Genomic DNA, 17,843 nt, shown 5'->3' with positions numbered 1-17,843 from the left:
CCTTCCAGAGGGAACAGTTGAGGTCCACAGGTGGCAGGGAGGAGAAAGCCACCGGCAACGCATCAACTGACGTGTATATGGAACGGTCAGCCTGCCCAAACAACCAGCAGGAATGCATCGCAGCTATGCATTTCCGGCAGAACAGTATCAAGTTTCTGTGAAGAGCGGAATTCTGGTCAGAAATTCCTGTCTGGCGCATCTTTGGGAACGGGATTGCGCGCTGGCGCCAGAAAATTGGAATGGGTGAGCCAGGAATTTCTGCAACGCAGCAATATGCATGCAGGCTTGCCCAAAGAATGAGCTGAATTTCGGCCTGCCTTCAGAACTGCCAGTTCTGCGCCTTGGCCAGCATGAAGTCACGAAAGGCCGTGACGCGGGCCGAATTCTTCAATTCCGCGGGATAGCAGAAATAGGTCGGGAAGCTCGGCACCTGCGCTTCCGGCATCAGCTTCACCAGCGCCGATTCAGCCTCGATCATGTAGTCGGGCAGAATCGCGATGCCGGTGCCGCGCTCCACCGCCGCCTTGATAGCGTAGATATTGTTGATGCGGACGATCGGCTCGCGCGGATTGTCGGTCGAGCGGCCAGCGATCTCGAGCCAGTTCACATCGCGAATATTGGGCGGGACCGGCACGCCGAAGGTGACGATGCGGTGGTGGTCGAGGTCGTCGAGCGACTCGGGCTTGCCGAAGCGCTCGACATAGGCCGGTGCGGCATAGACATGGTAGTGCGTCGTGAACAGCCGGCGCTGGATCAGGTCCGGCTGCACGGGCTGGCGCAGGCGGATCGCGACATCCGCCTGCCGCATGGTGAGATCCAGCTCCTGATCATCGAGGATCAGATGCAGGTTCACTTGCGGATGCAGATCGACGAATTCGTTGAGGCGCTCGGTAAGCCATGTCGAGCCGAGAGCGACCGTCGTCGTAATGCGCAGCGTGCCGGTCGGCTTCTCGCGCGAATCCGTCAGGCGGATGCGGACGCCTTCGAGCTTCATCATCACATCCTGCGATGTGCGATAGAGCAGTTCGCCCTGTTCGGACAAGATGAGCCCGCGGGCATGGCGATGGAAGAGCGGCACGCCGAGATCCTGCTCGAGCGCGCTGACCTGGCGGCTGACCGCCGACTGGCTCATGCCGAGCGTCTCGCCGGCATGAGTGAATGAGCCTGCCTGTGCGGCCGCGTGGAAGATCCGGAGCTTGTCCCAGTCCATGATGCGGCCCGCCCCCCGGCGGCCTCCTTGCTCTATTCGGCCGCGACGGCTGTCATGTCGGCGACGGGGTTCTCGGCGACCCAGCGCTCGGCTTCGAGCGCGGCCATGCAGCCTTGGCCGGCGGCGGTCACCGCCTGGCGGAAGGTCTCGTCGGTGACATCGCCGGCCGCGAAGACGCCGGGGACGCTGGTCGCCGTCGAGTCAGGCGCCGTCCAGATATAACCTGATGCCTTCAGCTGAAGCTGATCACGCACGATCTCGACGGCCGGCGCATGGCCGATGGCGATGAAGACGCCATGGGTCTCATGCTCGGTGACGGTGCCCGTCTCCACATTCTTCAGGCGAAGACCGGTGACGGAGGGCGGGAAGCCGGCCTTGCCGGTCACTTCCTCGATCACGGTATTCCACAGCACCTCGACATTGTCCTTGGCGAGCAGGCGGTTCTGCAGGATACGCTCGGCGCGGAAATGGTCGCGCCGATGGATGATCGTGACCTTGCGGGCGATGTGCGAGAGATAGAGCGCTTCCTCGACGGCGGTATTGCCGCCGCCGACGACATAGACGTCCTTGCCGCGATAGAAGAAGCCATCGCAGGTGGCGCAGGCCGAGACGCCGAAGCCCTTGAAGCGCTGCTCGCTTTCAAGGCCAAGCCAGCGCGCCTGTGCGCCCGTCGCGATGATCAGGCTGTCGGCCGTATAAATTTCGCCGGAATCGCCCTTGAGCAGGAAGGGGCGGCGCGAGAGATCCGCCTCGATGATGTGGTCGGTCACCATGCGCGTGCCGACATGCTCGGCCTGCAGGCGCATCTGTTCCATGAGCCAGGGGCCCTGGATCACATCGGCGAAGCCGGGATAATTCTCGACATCGGTCGTGATGGTGAGCTGGCCGCCGGGCTGGACGCCGGCGATGAGCAGGGGTTCCAGCATCGCGCGCGCGGCGTAGATGGCGGCGGTGTAGCCGGCGGGGCCGGAACCGATGATGATGAGTTTGGCGTGTTGCATGATGCGCCTGAGATGGTGACGGGCGGCCGTTTCGTGAAGGCCGAAGGGCCTTTCCTGTTCAAGCCCAGACACTAGAGGGTTGAACGCAGCGCATGCAAGGCGCCGAGCCATGCAATCCTGTGCGTTCTCGCGAACAATTGTTTCCGAATCATGGCGCAATCGGCGAGAATCGGAGAAAGCGGCGGGCCGGCGTCGCCGCGCAGCGGTTCGCTCCGGCCGGAGGCACTCGTGTGAAGGCCAATCTCGACGCCATCGACTGGAACATCCTCAAGGAATTGCAGGACGATGGCCGCATCACCAATGTCGAACTCGCCAGGCGGGTCGGCATCTCGGCGCCGCCCTGCCTGCGCCGCATGCGCGCGCTGGAGGAGGCGGGCATCGTCACCGGCTATCGTGCGCTGGTCGACGAGAAGGCGCTCGGCTTCGATGTGACGATGTTCGCAATGGTCGGGCTTTCGAGCCAGGCCGAGGCCGATCTCAATGCATTCGCGCTGCGCGTCAAGGATTGGGCCGTCGTGCGCGAATGCTACATGCTATCCGGCGAGGCCGATTTCATCCTGAAATGCGTGGCGCCGACGCTGCGGGCCTTTCAGGGCTTCATCGAGGAACTGACCGGGGCCGCCAATGTCGCCAGCGTCAAGACCTCGCTGACGATCCGCCGGATCAAGGACGCGCCGCTGGTGCCGATCGGCTAGCCGGCGCGACGCTCCATCCACGAAACGGCGAATGCGACGATCGGTGCGGCTTCGACGAGGATGGCTGAGGCGTTGCCGATCTGGCCCCGCGATCCGGCGCCTGTCGCAAGATAGTCGCTAACGATGTCGGCGAAATAGTCAGGCGCGAATGCCTCGACGATCGGATCGCCGGTGTCGAACTCCTTGATCATCCGCCAGATGGTTCCGTGCGGCGAGGCAAAGGGCACCTCGACGCGGCGGATGCGCTTGCTGGGGAGGCGGGCGAGATGCTCCGCATGGTGCAGCAGCGTCATGGTATCGAGCGGCGCGCCGACATTCAGCACCTTGCCGCCGCCCTCGACCAGCCTTGCGAAGGGCGAGCCCTCGCCATAGCCGTAATCGAGCGGGTGGTCGGCGATGAGCTCCTCGGCGCGCGCGCCGAGCGCGACAATCGACGCGCCGGGATTGCCGCTGCGGAGAGCGCCGGGCGTCGTCCTCAGGAATTCCGGAAGGATGCCGTTTTGCCGGATCGCGCGGGAGCGAAGCGGATCGAAGGGGGGTACATGTGACCGCCAGCCTTCGGGCAAGCAGCCGTCCGCATCCAGCAAGTCGTCATAGGCGCCGTCCCAATCCGCATAGGCGAGGATGGTGCCTTCGGGGCCGACCGTGTCGAGCAGAGCGCCAATAAGCGCGTCGGGGCCATTCAGCAGGCGTCCGACACGGCCCATTGCCGCATGAACCATCACCGTGTCGCCATTACGAATGCCGAGGCGACCGCAATCGGCGGCGAGATCAGCGCGGGTCAGGAAAGGGGGTGCCGTTTCAGACATGGCGGGCATGTCGTTATCCGCTCCGACCGTGGGCCGGAGCGGATGAAGATCTCAGCGGAAGCCGACTTCGAGGATCTCGTAGGAGCGCTCGCCACCCGGCGCCTGTACGGCGACTGTGTCGCCGACGGACTTGCCGATGAGGGCGCGCGAGATCGGCGAGGAAATCGAAATACGGCCGGCCTTCACGTCGGCTTCGAGGTCGCCGACAATCTGGTAGGTCTTCTCTTCTTCGGTGTCCTCGTCGACCAGCTTCACCGTTGCGCCGAACTTCACCGTCTTTCCGGAGAGTTTGCCGACATCGATGATTTCGGCGCGCGACAGCTTGTCCTCGAGTTCCGCGATGCGGCCCTCATTGAGGCTCTGGGCTTCCTTCGCGGCGTGATATTCCGCATTTTCGGACAGATCGCCATGGGCGCGCGCCTCGGAGATCGCCGCGATGATGCGCGGGCGTTCCTCGGAGGACAGACGCTTCAGCTCGCGCTCAAGTGCGGCATGACCCGGCGCCGTCATCGGAACCTTTTCCATGGTGTTCCAAGCCTTTTCTTCGTCTTGGCGCCCGCGGTCTCACCGCGAGAGCACAATATTTCCCAGCACCGGCCGATAAGGGCCGATCCCCAGGCGTGATCATCGACTGCGACTTAGGAAGCGAACGCCGACGCTTCAAGCGGGCGAACACCTCCGGCCGGGCGCTGCTGTGGCAGTCCCGAGCGCCCAAGTGTCCTCTACCATCGCCCTGAGTGCAAGAGGCACAACGCCAGCAAATGGCGGCGTTGTGCCAATCGTGGCCGCGGGCCGGCCGGCTCGCGTGAGCCAGCGCGACTGCGGATCGCGACAGTATCAGGCCGCGAAGTAGGACTGCAGCGGGCGCACTTCAAGCACGCCCGTCGCATAGGCCTCGACGCCTTGCGACGCGGCAACCGCTCCAGCGAGCGTTGTGTAGTAGGGCACCTTGTGCTGCAGGGCGGCCCGGCGCATGGCGCGGCTGTCGCCAAGGGCGCGCGCGCCCTCGGTGGTGTTGAACACCAGCTGTACATCGCCATTCTTGATCGCGTCGACGATGTGAGGACGGCCTTCGAGCACCTTGTTGATCTTGGCACAGGCAATGCCGGCCTCGGCGAGGAAGCGCTGCGTGCCGCCGGTCGCGATGATGCGGAAGCCGAGCGCTTCGAGGCGGCGCATCGATTCGACGATGCCCTCCTTGTCGCTGTCGCGCATCGAGACGAACACCGTGCCCGAAATCGGCAGGGCATTGCCCGCGCCGAGCTGGCTCTTGGCGAAGGCGACCTCGTAGTGCCGGTCGAGGCCCATGACCTCGCCGGTCGAGCGCATCTCCGGGCCGAGCAGCGTGTCGACGCCCGGGAAGCGGGCAAACGGGAACACCGCTTCCTTGACGGCGATATGGTCGTGCTTCTCGGCCTTCAGGCCAAAGCTCGCCAAGCTCTCGCCGGCCATGATCCGTGAAGCGATCTTGGCGACGGGAATGCCGATCGTCTTGGCGACGAAGGGCACCGTGCGCGAGGCGCGGGGATTAACCTCGAGCACATAGATCTCGCCGTCCTTGATCGCATATTGGACGTTCATCAGGCCGCCGACCTTGAGCGCGAGCGCCAGCTTCTTCGTCTGCGCCTCGAGTTCGGCCAGGGTCGCCTCGTCGAGCGAATGCGGCGGCAGCGAGCAGGCCGAATCGCCCGAGTGGATACCGGCCTCCTCGATATGCTCCATGATGCCGGCGACGAAGACGTCCTTGCCGTCCGAGAGCGCATCGACATCGATCTCGATCGCGTCGGAAAGGTAGCGGTCGAACAGCAGCGGGTTCTTGCCGAGCAGCGTGTTGATCTGGCCGGTCTTGTCGTTCGGGTAGCGCGCCTTGACGTCGGCGGGCACCAGCTCCGGCAGCGTGCCGAGGAGGTAGTCGCTGAGCGCCTCGTCCTCGCGGATCACCTGCATCGCGCGGCCGCCGAGCACATAGGACGGGCGGACGACGAGCGGATAGCCGAGATCGGACACGACGAGGCGCGCCTGCTCGACAGAATAGGCGATGCCGTTCTTCGGCTGGCGGATGGCGAGCTTGACCAGCAGCTTCTGGAAACGGTCACGGTCCTCGGCGAGGTCGATCGCATCGGGCGAGGTGCCGAGGATCGGCACGCCAGCCGCTTCCAGGGCGGCGGCGAGTTTCAGCGGCGTCTGGCCGCCGAACTGGACGATGACGCCGTGCAACGTGCCGTTCGAGGTCTCTGTGCGGATGATCTCCAGCACGTCCTCGGCGGTCAGCGGCTCGAAATAGAGCCGGTCCGACGTGTCGTAGTCGGTCGAGACGGTTTCCGGGTTGCAGTTGACCATGATCGCTTCATAGCCCGCGTCGCGGAGCGCGAAGGCAGCGTGGCAGCAGCAATAGTCGAACTCGATACCCTGGCCGATCCGGTTCGGACCGCCGCCGAGGATGATGACCTTCTTCGCGTCAGAAGGTTCGGCCTCGCTGGCGAAATGACCGGCAAAGGACGTCTCGTAAGTCGAGTACATGTAGGGCGTCGGCGAGGCGAACTCGGCGGCGCAGGTGTCGATGCGCTTGTAGACCGGATGCACGTCGAGCCGCGTCCGCAGGGCGGCGATGTCGGCCTCGTTCTTGCCGGTCAGCGAGGCGAGGCGCTGGTCCGAGAAGCCCATCGCCTTCAGCCGCCTTAAGGCCGGCGCCGTCTTCGGCAGACCGTGCGTCGTGATCTTGCGCTCGGTCTCGACGATGTCGTGAATCTCGCGCAGGAACCAGCGATCGATCTTGCAGCTCTCGTGAATCTCCTCGACGGAGAGGCCGAGCCGCATGGCCTGCGCGGCCTTCAGCAGGCGATCGGGCGTCGGCGTGCCGAGAGCGGCGCGGATGGCGTTCTTGTCGTCGCCCTGGCCGAGGCCGGGGATCTCGGCCTCATCGAGCCCGGAAAGGCCCGTTTCGAGGCCGCGCAGCGCCTTCTGCAGCGATTCCTGGAAGGTGCGGCCGATGGCCATGACCTCGCCGACCGATTTCATGGCGGTGGTGAGGACCGGCGAGGCGCCCGGGAACTTCTCGAAGGCGAAGCGCGGGATCTTGGTCACGACATAGTCGATCGTCGGCTCGAAGGAGGCCGGGGTCGCGCCGCCGGTGATGTCGTTTTCGAGCTCGTCGAGCAGATAACCGACAGCGAGCTTCGCGGCGACCTTGGCGATCGGGAAACCGGTCGCCTTGGAGGCGAGCGCCGAGGAGCGCGATACACGCGGGTTCATTTCGATGACGATCAGGCGGCCATCGTCGGGATTGACGGCGAACTGCACATTGGAGCCGCCGGTCTCGACGCCGATCTCGCGCAGGACCGCGAGGCTCGCGTCGCGCATGATCTGGTATTCCTTGTCGGTGAGCGTCAGCGCCGGCGCGACGGTGATCGAATCGCCGGTATGGACGCCCATCGGATCGATGTTCTCGATCGAGCAGATGATGATGCAGTTGTCCGCCTTGTCGCGGACGACCTCCATCTCATACTCCTTCCAGCCGAGGACGCTCTCCTCGATCAAGACTTCATTGGTCGGCGAGGCATCGACGCCGCGCTCGACGATCTCGATGAATTCCTCGCGCGTATAGGCAATGCCGCCGCCGGTGCCGCCCAGCGTGAAGGACGGGCGGATGATAGCGGGCAGGCCGATATCGTCGAGGGCGGGCAGGGCTTCGGTCAGCGAATGGGCGAGGCGCGAGCGCGGCGTCTCCAGCCCGATCTTCGTCATCGCGTCGCGGAAGAGTTCGCGGTCCTCGGCCTTGTCGATCGCCTCGGCCGTGGCGCCGATCATCTCGACGCCGAACTTCTCGAGCACGCCCATCTTCTTCAGCGACAGAGCGGTGTTCAGCGCCGTCTGGCCGCCCATGGTCGGCAGCAGCGCGTCGGGCCGCTCCTTCTCGATGATCTTCGCCACGATCTCGGGCGTGATCGGCTCGATATAGGTCGCATGCGCCAGGTCCGGATCCGTCATGATCGTGGCCGGATTCGAATTGACCAGGATGATGCGGTAGCCTTCCTCCTTGAGCGCCTTGCAGGCCTGCGTTCCGGAATAGTCGAACTCGCAGGCCTGGCCGATGATGATCGGGCCGGCGCCGATGATGAGGATCGACTTGATGTCTGTGCGTTTCGGCATGTCGTCTCGCGCGTGGCAAAAAACCCGGCGCGGCGTTCCGCTCGGGTTCCTGGCTGAGGTCTTTCAGGCTAGAGCGGGCTTATAGGGGAAAAGGCGGGGAGGGGGAACCCCCGGAACCTTGCTGCGGTGACGGGCTTGATGCGCTGTGGGCAGCGGCAGTACCCTGCATCGTGCAGGGCGCCGCCGGAACAGTGGTCGTGGCGTGTGCCGCGCATCGGGGGATAACGAAATGCGGCTCGGCGGACAGCGCGAATCCAGCAATGTCGAGGATCGCCGCGGCGACAGCGGCGGCCTTGGCGGTGGCGGTTATCGCCAGGCCGGCATGGGCCGGGGCATCCCGCTGCGCGGAGGCTCGCTCGTCACCATCGCCGTCTTGATCGGCATCGGCTATTTCGTCTTCGGCATCAATCCGCTGCAGATGCTGGCGATGCTGACGGGGGGCGACAGCTATACCCAGAGCGACAGCACCCAGCCGTCATCGCCGACCAGCCCTTCGCAGACTTCGACAAATGGCGGCGCGTCGGATGCCGGCAAGACCTTCGTCGCCAAGGTGCTCGGCAGCACGGAAGACGTCTGGACCGATATCTTCGCCGCGAGCAATCGCAGCTACAAGCCGACGCCGTTGGTCCTGTTCAGCGGCCGGATCGGCTCGGCCTGCGGCCAGGCGAACGCTGCATCCGGGCCGTTTTATTGCCCGAATGACGGCAAGGTCTATATCGACCTCGCTTTCTATGACGAGCTGAAGAGCCGCTTTGGCGCGCCGGGCGATTTCGCGCAGGCCTATGTGATCGCGCATGAGGTCGGCCACCATGTGCAGGATCTCATCGGCGTGCTGCCCGAATTCAACCGACAGCGCCAGTCGGCGAGCCGGTCCGAAGCCAACGAGATGTCGGTGCGCGTTGAACTGCAGGCCGACTGCTATGCCGGTATCTGGGCCAACAAGACAGACCAGAAGGGCATGCTGGAAGAAGGCGATATCGACGAGGCGCTGAACGCGGCAACCCAGATCGGCGACGATACGATCCAGAAGCGCAGCCAGGGCTATGTCGTGCCGGACAGCTTCACGCATGGCACCTCGGCGCAGCGCAGCGCCTGGTTCAAGCGCGGCTACCAGTCCGGCGACATGAAGTCCTGCGACACGTTCTCGGGTAACATCTAGGAACGATGAGCGATCTCGCGATCCGCGAGCTGGCCGAACGCCTGCTCGCAAACGGCACGGCCAGCCTTTCCGCGCATGATCGCAAATTGCTGGAGCAGGTGGCGCGCCGCCAGACGGTGACGCGCAACGTCAATCGCGAATTCGAGCAGCAGCTGACTTTCGGCGAACGGCTGTCGGATCAGGTCGCGGCGGTCGGCGGCTCCTGGGGCTTCATCATCGCGTTTGGCCTGATCATCGTCGGCTGGGTCGTGCTGAACTCGTTCCTGCTCGTCGAATGGGGCAAACCGTTCGATTCCTACCCCTACATCTTTCTCAACCTGGTGCTGTCGATGGTGGCGGCGATCCAGGCGCCGATCATCATGATGTCGCAGAACCGGCAGGCCGATAAGGACCGCCTGGCCGCGCAGCTCGACTATGAAGTCAATCTCCGTTCGGAGATCGAGATCGCCGGGCTGCATGAGAAGCTCGAGCATCTGCGCTCCAACGAGCTGAAGACGATCCTCACCCGCATCGAAGCGGCGCTCGGCGTGCATCTGGCCGAGGATCGTGAGCGCGAGGCGCTGCTTTCAGAAGGCGCTGCCTCCAGCGCCATCTCCGAGACGCCTGAACCGGCCCGCCAGGGGCGTCCCGGCGACGGACAGTCTCAGTAGCCGTCGACCGACAGCATCCAGTTGATGGTAGCGCGCCAGTCGGTCATCCGAATCGGCGTGCCATGGCTGCCCGTCTGGAACAGCACGAATTTAGACGGATAGCCGGGCGAGGCGTTGCGGATCTGCTCGAAAAAGCCGGCCTGATCCTGCCAGGCGAAGACATTGTCATCGCTGCCATGGCCGAAATAGAGCGGGATCGGGCGCCCTGCCTTCAGCGCGGCACTCGACAGGAAGCCTTCATCGGGCATCGTGCCCATCAGCAGCATGCCCGAAAGCAGAGAGGCCGCCTGCGGGTCGTCGGCAAGCGCCCAGCACAGCTTGCCGCCATAGGAGCCGCAGGCGAGGAATATGGGCGCGCCCGGCGAAAGGCCTGCGTAGCGCAGCATCAGCGCCTTGACGTCGGCCGCGCCCTTGGCCCCGAAATCGGTGAAATCAGGCGAGAGATAAACGCCGCCGGCTTTGACCACCATGTTCTTGATGCGGTTGAAATTGCCGCCGAAGCTCCAGTCGTCGGCACCGAGAAAGCGCGTGCCGTTCTGGCCGTGCAGGAAAATGACGATCATCGACGCCGGCTTGTCGGCCGGGCCGACCACCACCGTTCGCAAGGCACGGCCGCCGCCGCCCTTGTAGTCGACATGGTGCTGCTGCCAGTTCACGCCCGTATCGACATATTTCCATTGCACCTTCTTTTCCGGCACCTCGTCGCGGACATGGATGTCGCGCTGCTTGTCATAGGCGACGACGACGAAGTCGCCGTCACTCTGCGTCTGCAGAATGCCCGGAAAAGCGAACAACTGGTCCTTCTGCGGCGGAAGGCGAAGCGGAGCGGCGACCGCGGCCGACGCGGCGAAGGATGCAGCGAGGACGAGAGTGGCGATCGCGCGGAGGCGGTGGCAGAGCGGCATTGCGGGTTCCGATGGTGGGTCGCTTCCAGCAAGGATCGCATCCGCAGCGCCTCGCGCCAAGCCGGGGCGAAGCAGCGCTGCCTGATCGGGCCGTTCAGGCGCCGTTCAGCCGCATCGCCGCAAGCATGCCGCCAGTTTTGCCGCAAGTCGCCCCAGGACCGACGCGCCCATGCCGCTTTGTTGGGGCCTCATCGGGAGCGAATCGGTCCGGCGAGACTTGAACGGCGGGCAGCAAGGGATGGTGTCGCATGAATATCTGGGGTCTCGCAGGAGCTGCCGTCATTGGCGGTGTTGCTGTTGCCAGTGCAGGCGTCCTGACGGGCGTGATCGAGGTTCCCTATTCAATCCAGATCGCGCCAAAGGATCGGCCGGCGCCAGCGCCAGAGCCCGTTGCGGAAGCCCCACAGGCGGAAGCCGAAACGCCGGTCGCGATCCCCGTTGCGCAGCCGGCAAAGCCCGCGCCCGTATCGCAGACCGCTGCCGCGATACCGCCGCGCCCGCGTCCGCGTCCGGTCATCGCGCAGCCTGCGCCAGCGCCGATCCCGGTGGCGAGCAGGCCCTATCAAGCGAGCCAGCCGACCGGCGACATCGACTATTTCTTCAACGCGCTCTCGCCCTATGGCCAGTGGGTCGCCGACCGTACCTACGGCTACGTCTTCGTGCCGGACCGGCGCGGAGCCGGCTGGCGGCCCTATCAGGAGGGCCAATGGGTCTGGACCGATGATTATGGCTGGTACTGGCAGTCCGACGAGCCGTTCGGCTGGGCGACCTATCACTATGGTCGCTGGGACTACAGCCCCGACTATGGCTGGTTCTGGGTGCCGGGCGATGTCTGGTCTCCGGCCTGGGTGACGTTCCGCACGGGGGGCGGCTCGGTCGGCTGGGCGCCCGTCGCGCCTGATCGTCCGGGCTATGCCTATGGCATGCCGCGCCGTTATCAGCCGCCGGTCGCCGAAAGCTGGGTCTTTGTCGACCAGCGCGCCTTTGGCGGTGCCGATATCGGCCGCCGCGCCGCGCCGATCGACCAGATCGGCGATTATCTCGGCCGTGCCCAGGACGTTCGTCGGCCACGCTGGCAGGACGGGCGGTTCTATAACGATCCCGTCGGCCGCCCCTCGCAGCCCTCGCGCGAGATCGTCTATGTCGACCGGCAGGACGATATCTTCGAGGATACGCGCGGCGGCAGCATCGGCGTATTCCGGCCGCAGATCGATGACGGCAATTTCAACCGTCGGCCGGACCGCTACGTCAACGACGTCCCGCGCGAGGATCGCAGCCTGATTCGCCAGTTCGTCCCGAATGGCGGCGCTGGCACGGATGCGCTCTCGGCGGCGCTGCTGTCCGTGCTCGCCCCGGCCGAGCGGCGTTCGCTCGACGAGAGCCGGCAGCAGGACGCGGGCGCCTGGCAGGCAGAGGTCAACCGACTCAATACTGAAAAGGCGGCACTCATCGAGCAGCAGCGGCAGACAGCCGCCAGCCGACAAGGCGAGATCGATGCCGCCGTCAAGAAGGCGGAAGCCGATCGTCAGGCGCAGCAGGACCAATTGCGCAAGGAGCGCGAGGCGAAGGCCCAGTCCGTGCTCGACAAGGTCTCGGCAGAGCCCCAGCCCCAGCCCAATCCCCAACCGCCGGCCGGGCAGCCTGCGCAGCCGCTTGGCGCGCAGCCTCAGTCGCCGCCAGCGCCCGATGCGCCGCCTTCCGACCAACCGGGCAAGCAGAGGCCGCCGCGCCATGAGCGGCCGGCGCCAGACGCCGCGCAGCCTGCACCACAGCCGATAGCGCCTCCGAGCGCGCCTCCGGCCGACGCTGCGCAACCGCCTGCGACCGCACAGCCGGCGGAGCCTGCGCCGGCTCCAGAGCCCCAGCCACAACCTGAGGCCGCACCACCCGCCGAGAAGGCCCCGCCAGCGAGACCGCGACGCCAGAAGCCGGCCGAGCAGCCAGCGCCCCAGCCTGAACCGCCGGCACCGGCAGCCGAGCCGCAGCCACAGCCTGAGGCAGTGCCGCCGGCACCGGCGGCCGAGCCGCAGCCTGAGGCCGCACCGCCGACTGAGGAAGCACCTCCGGCGAGGCCGAGGCATCAAAAGCCGGCCGAAGAGCCAGCGCCACAACCGGAGCCGCCGGCTGCCGAACCGCAGCCGCAGCCTGAAGCCGCGCCGGCACCAGCCGCCGAGCCGCAGCCCGAAGCCGCGCCGCCGGCGCCTGCGGCCGAGCCGCAGCCTGAGCGCCCCGCTCCACCGGCTGAAGCGCAGCCTCAGCCAGAGCCACCGCCCGCCGCAGCGGAGCCCCAAGCGGGACCCGAGGCTGCTCCGCCGGCCGAAGCGGCGCCAAGAGGCGAACGAGGCCCTAAAGGCGAACGGGGCGGCGGGCCGAGGAACAGGCGTGAAAAGGGTTGCCCGGAGGGTATGGCCGCTCAGCCCCAGGGCGGCTGCGCGGCGCCCTGATCAGACAAGAAAACGGGCCGGCGAAAACCGCCGGCCCGTTCATGCAACGTTTCGGTAGCCAGGGCTCGCGACTGCAAGGTCGGCAACCCGCAGAGCGCTCCGACTGCCGTAGTCGAGCTTCAGTCAGCCGAGATCGGCGTAGATCCGGTCGCCTTGCTCGTCGATGATCTGCTGCCCTTTTATGATGATCAGGGCGACCGCGTCTTCGCGACTCGCATGCTTGTCGACGCGGACGAAGCGGTAGCTTTTCAGCGCGCCGCCGATTTCCTTCTCGATCAGGCCGGCAGTCTGGAACTGGGCGCCGGCCTTCATCGGCGTCGGGCGGATGACGTGGCCCTTGTATTCGACGCCCTCGTCGGCGCCACCCTTGTCCGAACCGCCGGCGTCGCCGCCGCCAAAGAGCTTCTTCAGGAACGAGACCATGGCGGCTGCTTTCTCCGGGCATGTTGGCGACTACCGCAGAAGTTAGTCACTCCAGCGCCGCGGCGCCATGGCCGCGGCAGGATTTCTGTCCGGTGAGAACGAGATCAGGGCCGCGGAGCATAAATTCGCTAGGCCCGAAACGGGGCTCGACGAGGTCAGCGGCGCCCCTGAAATGATCGCCGTCCGCGCGCCTGTTCATGCGGCAAGCCTGAATCGAAAAGGCCGCTCACGAGAGCGGCCTTTCCAAACGATATCCGGGAGCGGCCCGCCTAGTTGTCGAGGAAGCTCCGCAGCTTCCGCGAGCGGCTCGGGTGCTTCAGCTTCCTGAGCGCCTTCGCCTCGATCTGGCGGATGCGCTCGCGCGTCACGCTGAACTGCTGGCCGACTTCTTCCAGCGTGTGATCGGTGTTCATGCCGATGCCGAAGCGCATGCGCAGCACGCGCTCCTCGCGCGGCGTCAGCGAAGCGAGCACGCGGGTCGTCGTTTCACGAAGATTGGACTGGATCGCTGCATCGATCGGCAGGATCGCCATCTTGTCTTCGATGAAATCGCCGAGATGCGAATCCTCCTCGTCGCCGATCGGCGTCTCAAGGCTGATCGGCTCCTTGGCGATCTTGAGGACCTTGCGGACCTTTTCGAGTGGCATGGCCAGCTTTTCGGCCAGCTCTTCCGGCGTCGGCTCGCGGCCGATCTCGTGCAGCATCTGGCGCGAGGTCCGGACGATCTTGTTGATCGTCTCGATCATGTGCACCGGGATGCGGATCGTGCGCGCCTGGTCGGCGATCGAACGGGTGATCGCCTGGCGAATCCACCAGGTGGCATAGGTCGAGAACTTGTAGCCGCGGCGGTACTCGAACTTATCGACGGCCTTCATCAGGCCGATATTGCCTTCCTGAATCAAATCAAGGAATTGCAGGCCGCGGTTCGTGTACTTCTTGGCGATCGAGATCACCAGGCGGAGGTTGGCCTCGACCATCTCCTTCTTGGCCTGACGGGCCTCCTTCTCGCCCTTCTGCACCATATGAACGATGCGGCGATATTCGAACGGCTCGAGGCCGGTCTCGGTCGCCATGGTCTGGATCTCGCCGCGCAATTCGCGGATCCGGTCCTTGCCGTTGGTGACGAAATCCTTCCAGCCGCGGCCGCCGAGATTGGCAATGCGGCGGAGCCAGTTCGGATCGAGCTCCGAACCCTGATATTCGCGCAGGAACTCCTCGCGCGAAACGCGATAGCTCTCGGCGAGGCGCAGCAGCTTGCCCTCGGAGGTGATGAGGCGCTTGTTGATGTCGTAGAGCTGCTCGACCAGCGAATCGATGCGGTGCTGGTTGAGGGACAGCGACTTCACCTCGACGATGATGTCGTCCTTCAGCTTCTTGTAGCGCCGCTCCTGCGAGGGCGAGAGAGTCTCGTTCTTGAGGCGGCCCTCGACGAGCTGGTCCTGCAGGCGGCGCAGCTTCTTGTAGTTTTCAGCGACGTTCTCGAAAGTCTCGACGACCTTCGGCTTCAGCTCGGCCTCCATGGCGGCGAGCGACATGTTGTTTTCCATGTCGTCTTCGTCGTCGCCTTCGCCTTCCGTGGGGATCGGCGGCTCGGCCTCTTCGCTTTCTTCGGTGAACTCGCCGCCCGGACCGGCGATCGGCGCGTTCTTCGCGTCAGGCCCGGCATAGGTCGCTTCGAGATCGATAATGTCGCGCAGCAGGATCTTGCCCTCGGCAAGTTCCTCCTTCCAGATGATGATCGCCTGGAAGGTCAGCGGGCTCTCGCAGAGCCCGGCGATCATCGTCTCGCGGCCGGCCTCGATGCGTTTCGCGATCGCGATTTCGCCTTCGCGCGACAGCAGCTCGACCGAACCCATCTCGCGCAGATACATGCGGACGGGGTCGTCGGTGCGGTCGGTCGGCTCGCGCGTGGTGGTCGTCTTGGCGACGGCGGTGCCGGTCGATTCGGCAAGCTCGCCAGCCTCTTCCTCGGCGTCGGCAGCCGTTTCCTCGGCTTCCTCGACCTCGTCCGCCTCGATGACGTTGATGCCCATTTCCGAGAGCATCGAGAGAATATCCTCGATCTGCTCGGAACCGACCTGTTCGGACGGCAGCACGGAATTCAGTTCGTCATAGGTGACGAATCCGCGCTTCTTGGCGACCTTGATCATCCGCTTGACGGCGGCATCGGAGAGGTCCAGAAGCGGTCCGTCCTGGGGCTCGGACGTCGCCTCCTGGGCCTCTTCGTTCTCCTGAACCTTCGTCGCCATGCTCTTCTCCGTCTGGGCGGGGCGGGGCGCCAGTCGATCACCGTCGCGCCCGCAAACCGCCGATTTAGTGCAGCGGCCTCGGGATGAAATCCCCGGACCGCGAATCGCCTTCGTCAGAAATAGGCTTCGTGTCTTAAGTGACGCCTAACCATCCGGTTCATCCCGGACACCTAGACGGTGCCGAGCCGGCGGCCGGACGTCGCGCCGAACCCCTCGATCAGGGCCTCGGTGCCTTCGCTGTTCGCCATCTGCTTCTGGATGTCCACGAGGTGGGCCAGATTGGCGTCGCTCGGTTCGGAGGCGAGGGCAGCCTCGGCATCCTTTAATTCCTTATGTAACGTCCGCGCCTTCCGATGCAAGGTGAGTGCCTGCAGCCAGCCATCGAGCGCATCCTGTTCGGGCGCGCCGGCCTCCGACTGCCAGATGCCGCCCAGCCTCAGATGACGATCCAATCGTTCCACCAGTTCGCCAAATCCAGCGTCCATCAGCCCCTGCATCAAGTCCCCGGAGCCGACATGCGGATCTTCGGCCGCAATCTCTAGGATTTGCGAGCGAAGAGAGTCAAGGTCGCGATTCGTCAACTCGATATGCGCGAACGCATCGAAGTGATCGGCGATGAGCGCGGGATGATGCGCCATGGTCATCACGAGGACCGTTTCGCGCAGGCCCGCGACCGGCCGGCTGCGCATCTGCTGCAGCGCAGCGGAAATCGGCGGCGCCTGCATGCGGAAGGTCGGCACATAGCGTGCATCCGCCGGTCCGTCACCCCTGCCGCGCCGGAACGATTGCTGTCTCTGGCCCCCGCCGCGCCGGTTCCCCTCGCGCGCATCGCCGCCGAAAAAGGCGCGGGCACGCTCGGAAAGCGCCTGCTCATAGTGACGGCGCACGGTCTCGTCGCCGACCGAGCGGGCGATATCGCGGAGCCGCGCCTCGAAGGCGGCGCGGCGTTCCGGGGTTTCGAAACCGCCCTGGTCGGTCTCGCGCGTCCAGATCATTTCGACCAAAGGCCGCGCGCCAGCGATGATGTCGGCCATAGCGGCGCGGCCGGAGTGGCGAATCAGATCGTCCGGATCCTGACCTTCGGGCAAGAGGGCAAAGCGGATCGAGCGGCCGGGCTTCAGCGCCGGCAAGGCCAGATCGACGGCCCGATAGGCGGCGCGAAGACCCGCCTTATCGCCATCGAAGCAGAGAATCGGTTCTGGCGTCTGGCGCCACAGCAGTTCGAGCTGATGTTCGGTGAGCGCCGTTCCGAGCGGCGCGACGGTGTGACCAAAGCCCGCCACCACCATGGAGATAACGTCGACATAGCCTTCGACGACAATGAGCGTTCCGGCCGCCTGGACGGATTTTCGCGCTTCGAAGCCGTTGTAGAGCAGGTCGCCCTTCTTGAAGAGCACGGTCTCGGGCGAATTGAGATATTTCGCCTGCGCGTCGGGAGAAAGCGCCCGTCCGCCAAACGCGACGATGCGGCCGCGAAAATCCGTGATCGGAAACATCACTCGGTCGCGAAAGCGATCGAAGGAGACGGGAATATCCTCTCCGGCAATCAGCAGGCCCGTCGCCACCATGTCGTCGTGGCTGACACCCTTGGCGGCGAGGTGCTCCTTGAGGGCATTGCGCCCCGCGCGGGCATAGCCGAGGCGAAAGCGGCGCTGGATGTCCGGCCCGAGGTCGCGGCCCGCAAGATAGCCGCGTGCGTTAGCGCCGTCACGCGCCTGCAGCCCGTCCTCGAAGAAGCGGCAGGCGAGCTCCATGACCTCATGCAGCGACGCGCGGACCTTCTCCTGCGCCTCGGCCCGCTCGTCGCGGGCCGGCAGTGCGAGGCCGGCATCGGCGGCAAGGCGCTCGACGGCCTCCGGAAACGAAAGGCCCTCATGCTCGGTTAGAAAGGTGAAATGATCGCCCGAGACGCCGCAACCGAAGCAGTGATAGCGCCCCTTGCGGTCGTCAGCGTGAAAGGAGGGTGATTTTTCGCCATGAAACGGGCAGCAGGCCCAAAAATCTCCCTTGGCGGGCTGCGACTTTCGCCTGTCCCATGACACGCGCGGGCCGATGACGCTCGAAAGCGGCAAGCGGGCGCGGATATCATCAAGAAAGGATGGGGAAAAGCGCATGGCCGGCCTTGCTGAACCGCCGATTATGTAGGGAT

Annotated in this window: 13 protein-coding genes; 4 read left to right on the top strand and 9 right to left on the bottom strand. The window is 65.2% G+C overall.

The genetic code is table 11. The features are described from left to right. Positions 1 to 319: 319 nt before the first annotated feature. Together LB518_RS08715 and trxB are read right to left on the bottom strand one after the other, a co-directional pair. Positions 320 to 1,210, bottom strand: coding sequence for a LysR family transcriptional regulator (locus LB518_RS08715; protein WP_224576067.1), 891 nt, complete (start codon positions 1,208 to 1,210; stop codon positions 320 to 322). 32 nt (positions 1,211 to 1,242) lie between these two features. Next, positions 1,243 to 2,211 (bottom strand): thioredoxin-disulfide reductase, encoded by a 969-nt coding sequence (gene trxB, locus LB518_RS08710; protein WP_224576065.1) that lies wholly within the window; start codon positions 2,209 to 2,211, stop codon positions 1,243 to 1,245. Between the two features lie 230 nt (positions 2,212 to 2,441). Here trxB and LB518_RS08705 point away from each other — a divergent pair, with 230 nt between their 5' ends. After that, complete coding sequence (locus tag LB518_RS08705) at positions 2,442 to 2,906, top strand: Lrp/AsnC family transcriptional regulator (RefSeq protein ID WP_224576063.1); 465 nt, start codon at positions 2,442 to 2,444, stop codon at positions 2,904 to 2,906. Here LB518_RS08705 and aac(3) read toward each other — a convergent pair. The 3 genes from aac(3) to carB form a co-directional block, all read right to left on the bottom strand. Further along, positions 2,903 to 3,715, bottom strand: coding sequence for an aminoglycoside 3-N-acetyltransferase (gene aac(3) / locus LB518_RS08700; protein WP_224577093.1), 813 nt, complete (start codon positions 3,713 to 3,715; stop codon positions 2,903 to 2,905). The genes LB518_RS08705 and aac(3) overlap by 4 nt on opposite strands. A gap of 51 nt (positions 3,716 to 3,766) precedes the next feature. Further along, positions 3,767 to 4,240: a transcription elongation factor GreA gene (gene greA / locus LB518_RS08695; protein ID WP_073052337.1), complete on the bottom strand. Its 474-nt coding sequence runs from the start codon at positions 4,238 to 4,240 to the stop codon at positions 3,767 to 3,769. 312 nt (positions 4,241 to 4,552) lie between these two features. Then, positions 4,553 to 7,864 (bottom strand): carbamoyl-phosphate synthase large subunit, encoded by a 3,312-nt coding sequence (gene carB, locus LB518_RS08690; RefSeq protein ID WP_224576061.1) that lies wholly within the window; start codon positions 7,862 to 7,864, stop codon positions 4,553 to 4,555. A 229-nt stretch (positions 7,865 to 8,093) separates the two neighbouring features. Here carB and ypfJ point away from each other — a divergent pair, with 229 nt between their 5' ends. Further along, positions 8,094 to 9,023, top strand: a complete 930-nt coding sequence (ypfJ, locus tag LB518_RS08685) for a KPN_02809 family neutral zinc metallopeptidase (RefSeq protein WP_224576046.1) — start codon at positions 8,094 to 8,096, stop codon at positions 9,021 to 9,023. A 5-nt stretch (positions 9,024 to 9,028) separates the two neighbouring features. Further along, entirely contained in the window at positions 9,029 to 9,673 is a 645-nt protein-coding gene (locus tag LB518_RS08680; RefSeq protein ID WP_224576044.1) for a DUF1003 domain-containing protein, read from the top strand. Here LB518_RS08680 and LB518_RS08675 read toward each other — a convergent pair. Further along, a complete protein-coding gene (locus LB518_RS08675) occupies positions 9,667 to 10,578 on the bottom strand; it encodes an alpha/beta hydrolase family protein (RefSeq protein WP_224576042.1) in 912 nt (303 codons plus the stop codon). The genes LB518_RS08680 and LB518_RS08675 overlap by 7 nt on opposite strands. Positions 10,579 to 10,826: 248 nt before the next feature. On the opposite strand from LB518_RS08675, the gene LB518_RS08670 reads away from it, so the two are divergent. Continuing rightward, positions 10,827 to 13,022 carry a DUF6600 domain-containing protein gene (locus LB518_RS08670; protein WP_224576039.1) on the top strand — a complete coding sequence of 732 codons (2,196 nt, stop codon included), beginning with the start codon at positions 10,827 to 10,829 and terminating at the stop codon, positions 13,020 to 13,022. A 123-nt stretch (positions 13,023 to 13,145) separates the two neighbouring features. Here the strand turns inward: LB518_RS08670 and LB518_RS08665 are convergent, their stop codons facing one another. The 3 genes from LB518_RS08665 to dnaG all read right to left on the bottom strand — a co-directional run bounded on the left by LB518_RS08665 (position 13,146) and on the right by dnaG (position 17,808). Next, positions 13,146 to 13,445 (bottom strand): HlyU family transcriptional regulator, encoded by a 300-nt coding sequence (locus LB518_RS08665; RefSeq protein WP_224576037.1) that lies wholly within the window; start codon positions 13,443 to 13,445, stop codon positions 13,146 to 13,148. Positions 13,446 to 13,714: 269 nt separating this feature from the next. Further along, positions 13,715 to 15,694 (bottom strand): RNA polymerase sigma factor RpoD, encoded by a 1,980-nt coding sequence (gene rpoD / locus LB518_RS08660; RefSeq protein WP_224576034.1) that lies wholly within the window; start codon positions 15,692 to 15,694, stop codon positions 13,715 to 13,717. A 170-nt stretch (positions 15,695 to 15,864) separates the two neighbouring features. Further along, positions 15,865 to 17,808: a DNA primase gene (gene dnaG, locus LB518_RS08655; protein WP_224576031.1), complete on the bottom strand. Its 1,944-nt coding sequence runs from the start codon at positions 17,806 to 17,808 to the stop codon at positions 15,865 to 15,867. Between the last annotated feature and the right edge of the window lie 35 nt (positions 17,809 to 17,843).

This window comes from Mesorhizobium sp. BR1-1-16, assembly GCF_020165495.1.
Lineage (GTDB): Bacteria > Pseudomonadota > Alphaproteobacteria > Rhizobiales > Kaistiaceae > Kaistia.
The sequence above is the reverse complement of the archived record's forward strand: the minus strand, read 5'-3'. Positions and strand labels throughout refer to the sequence as shown.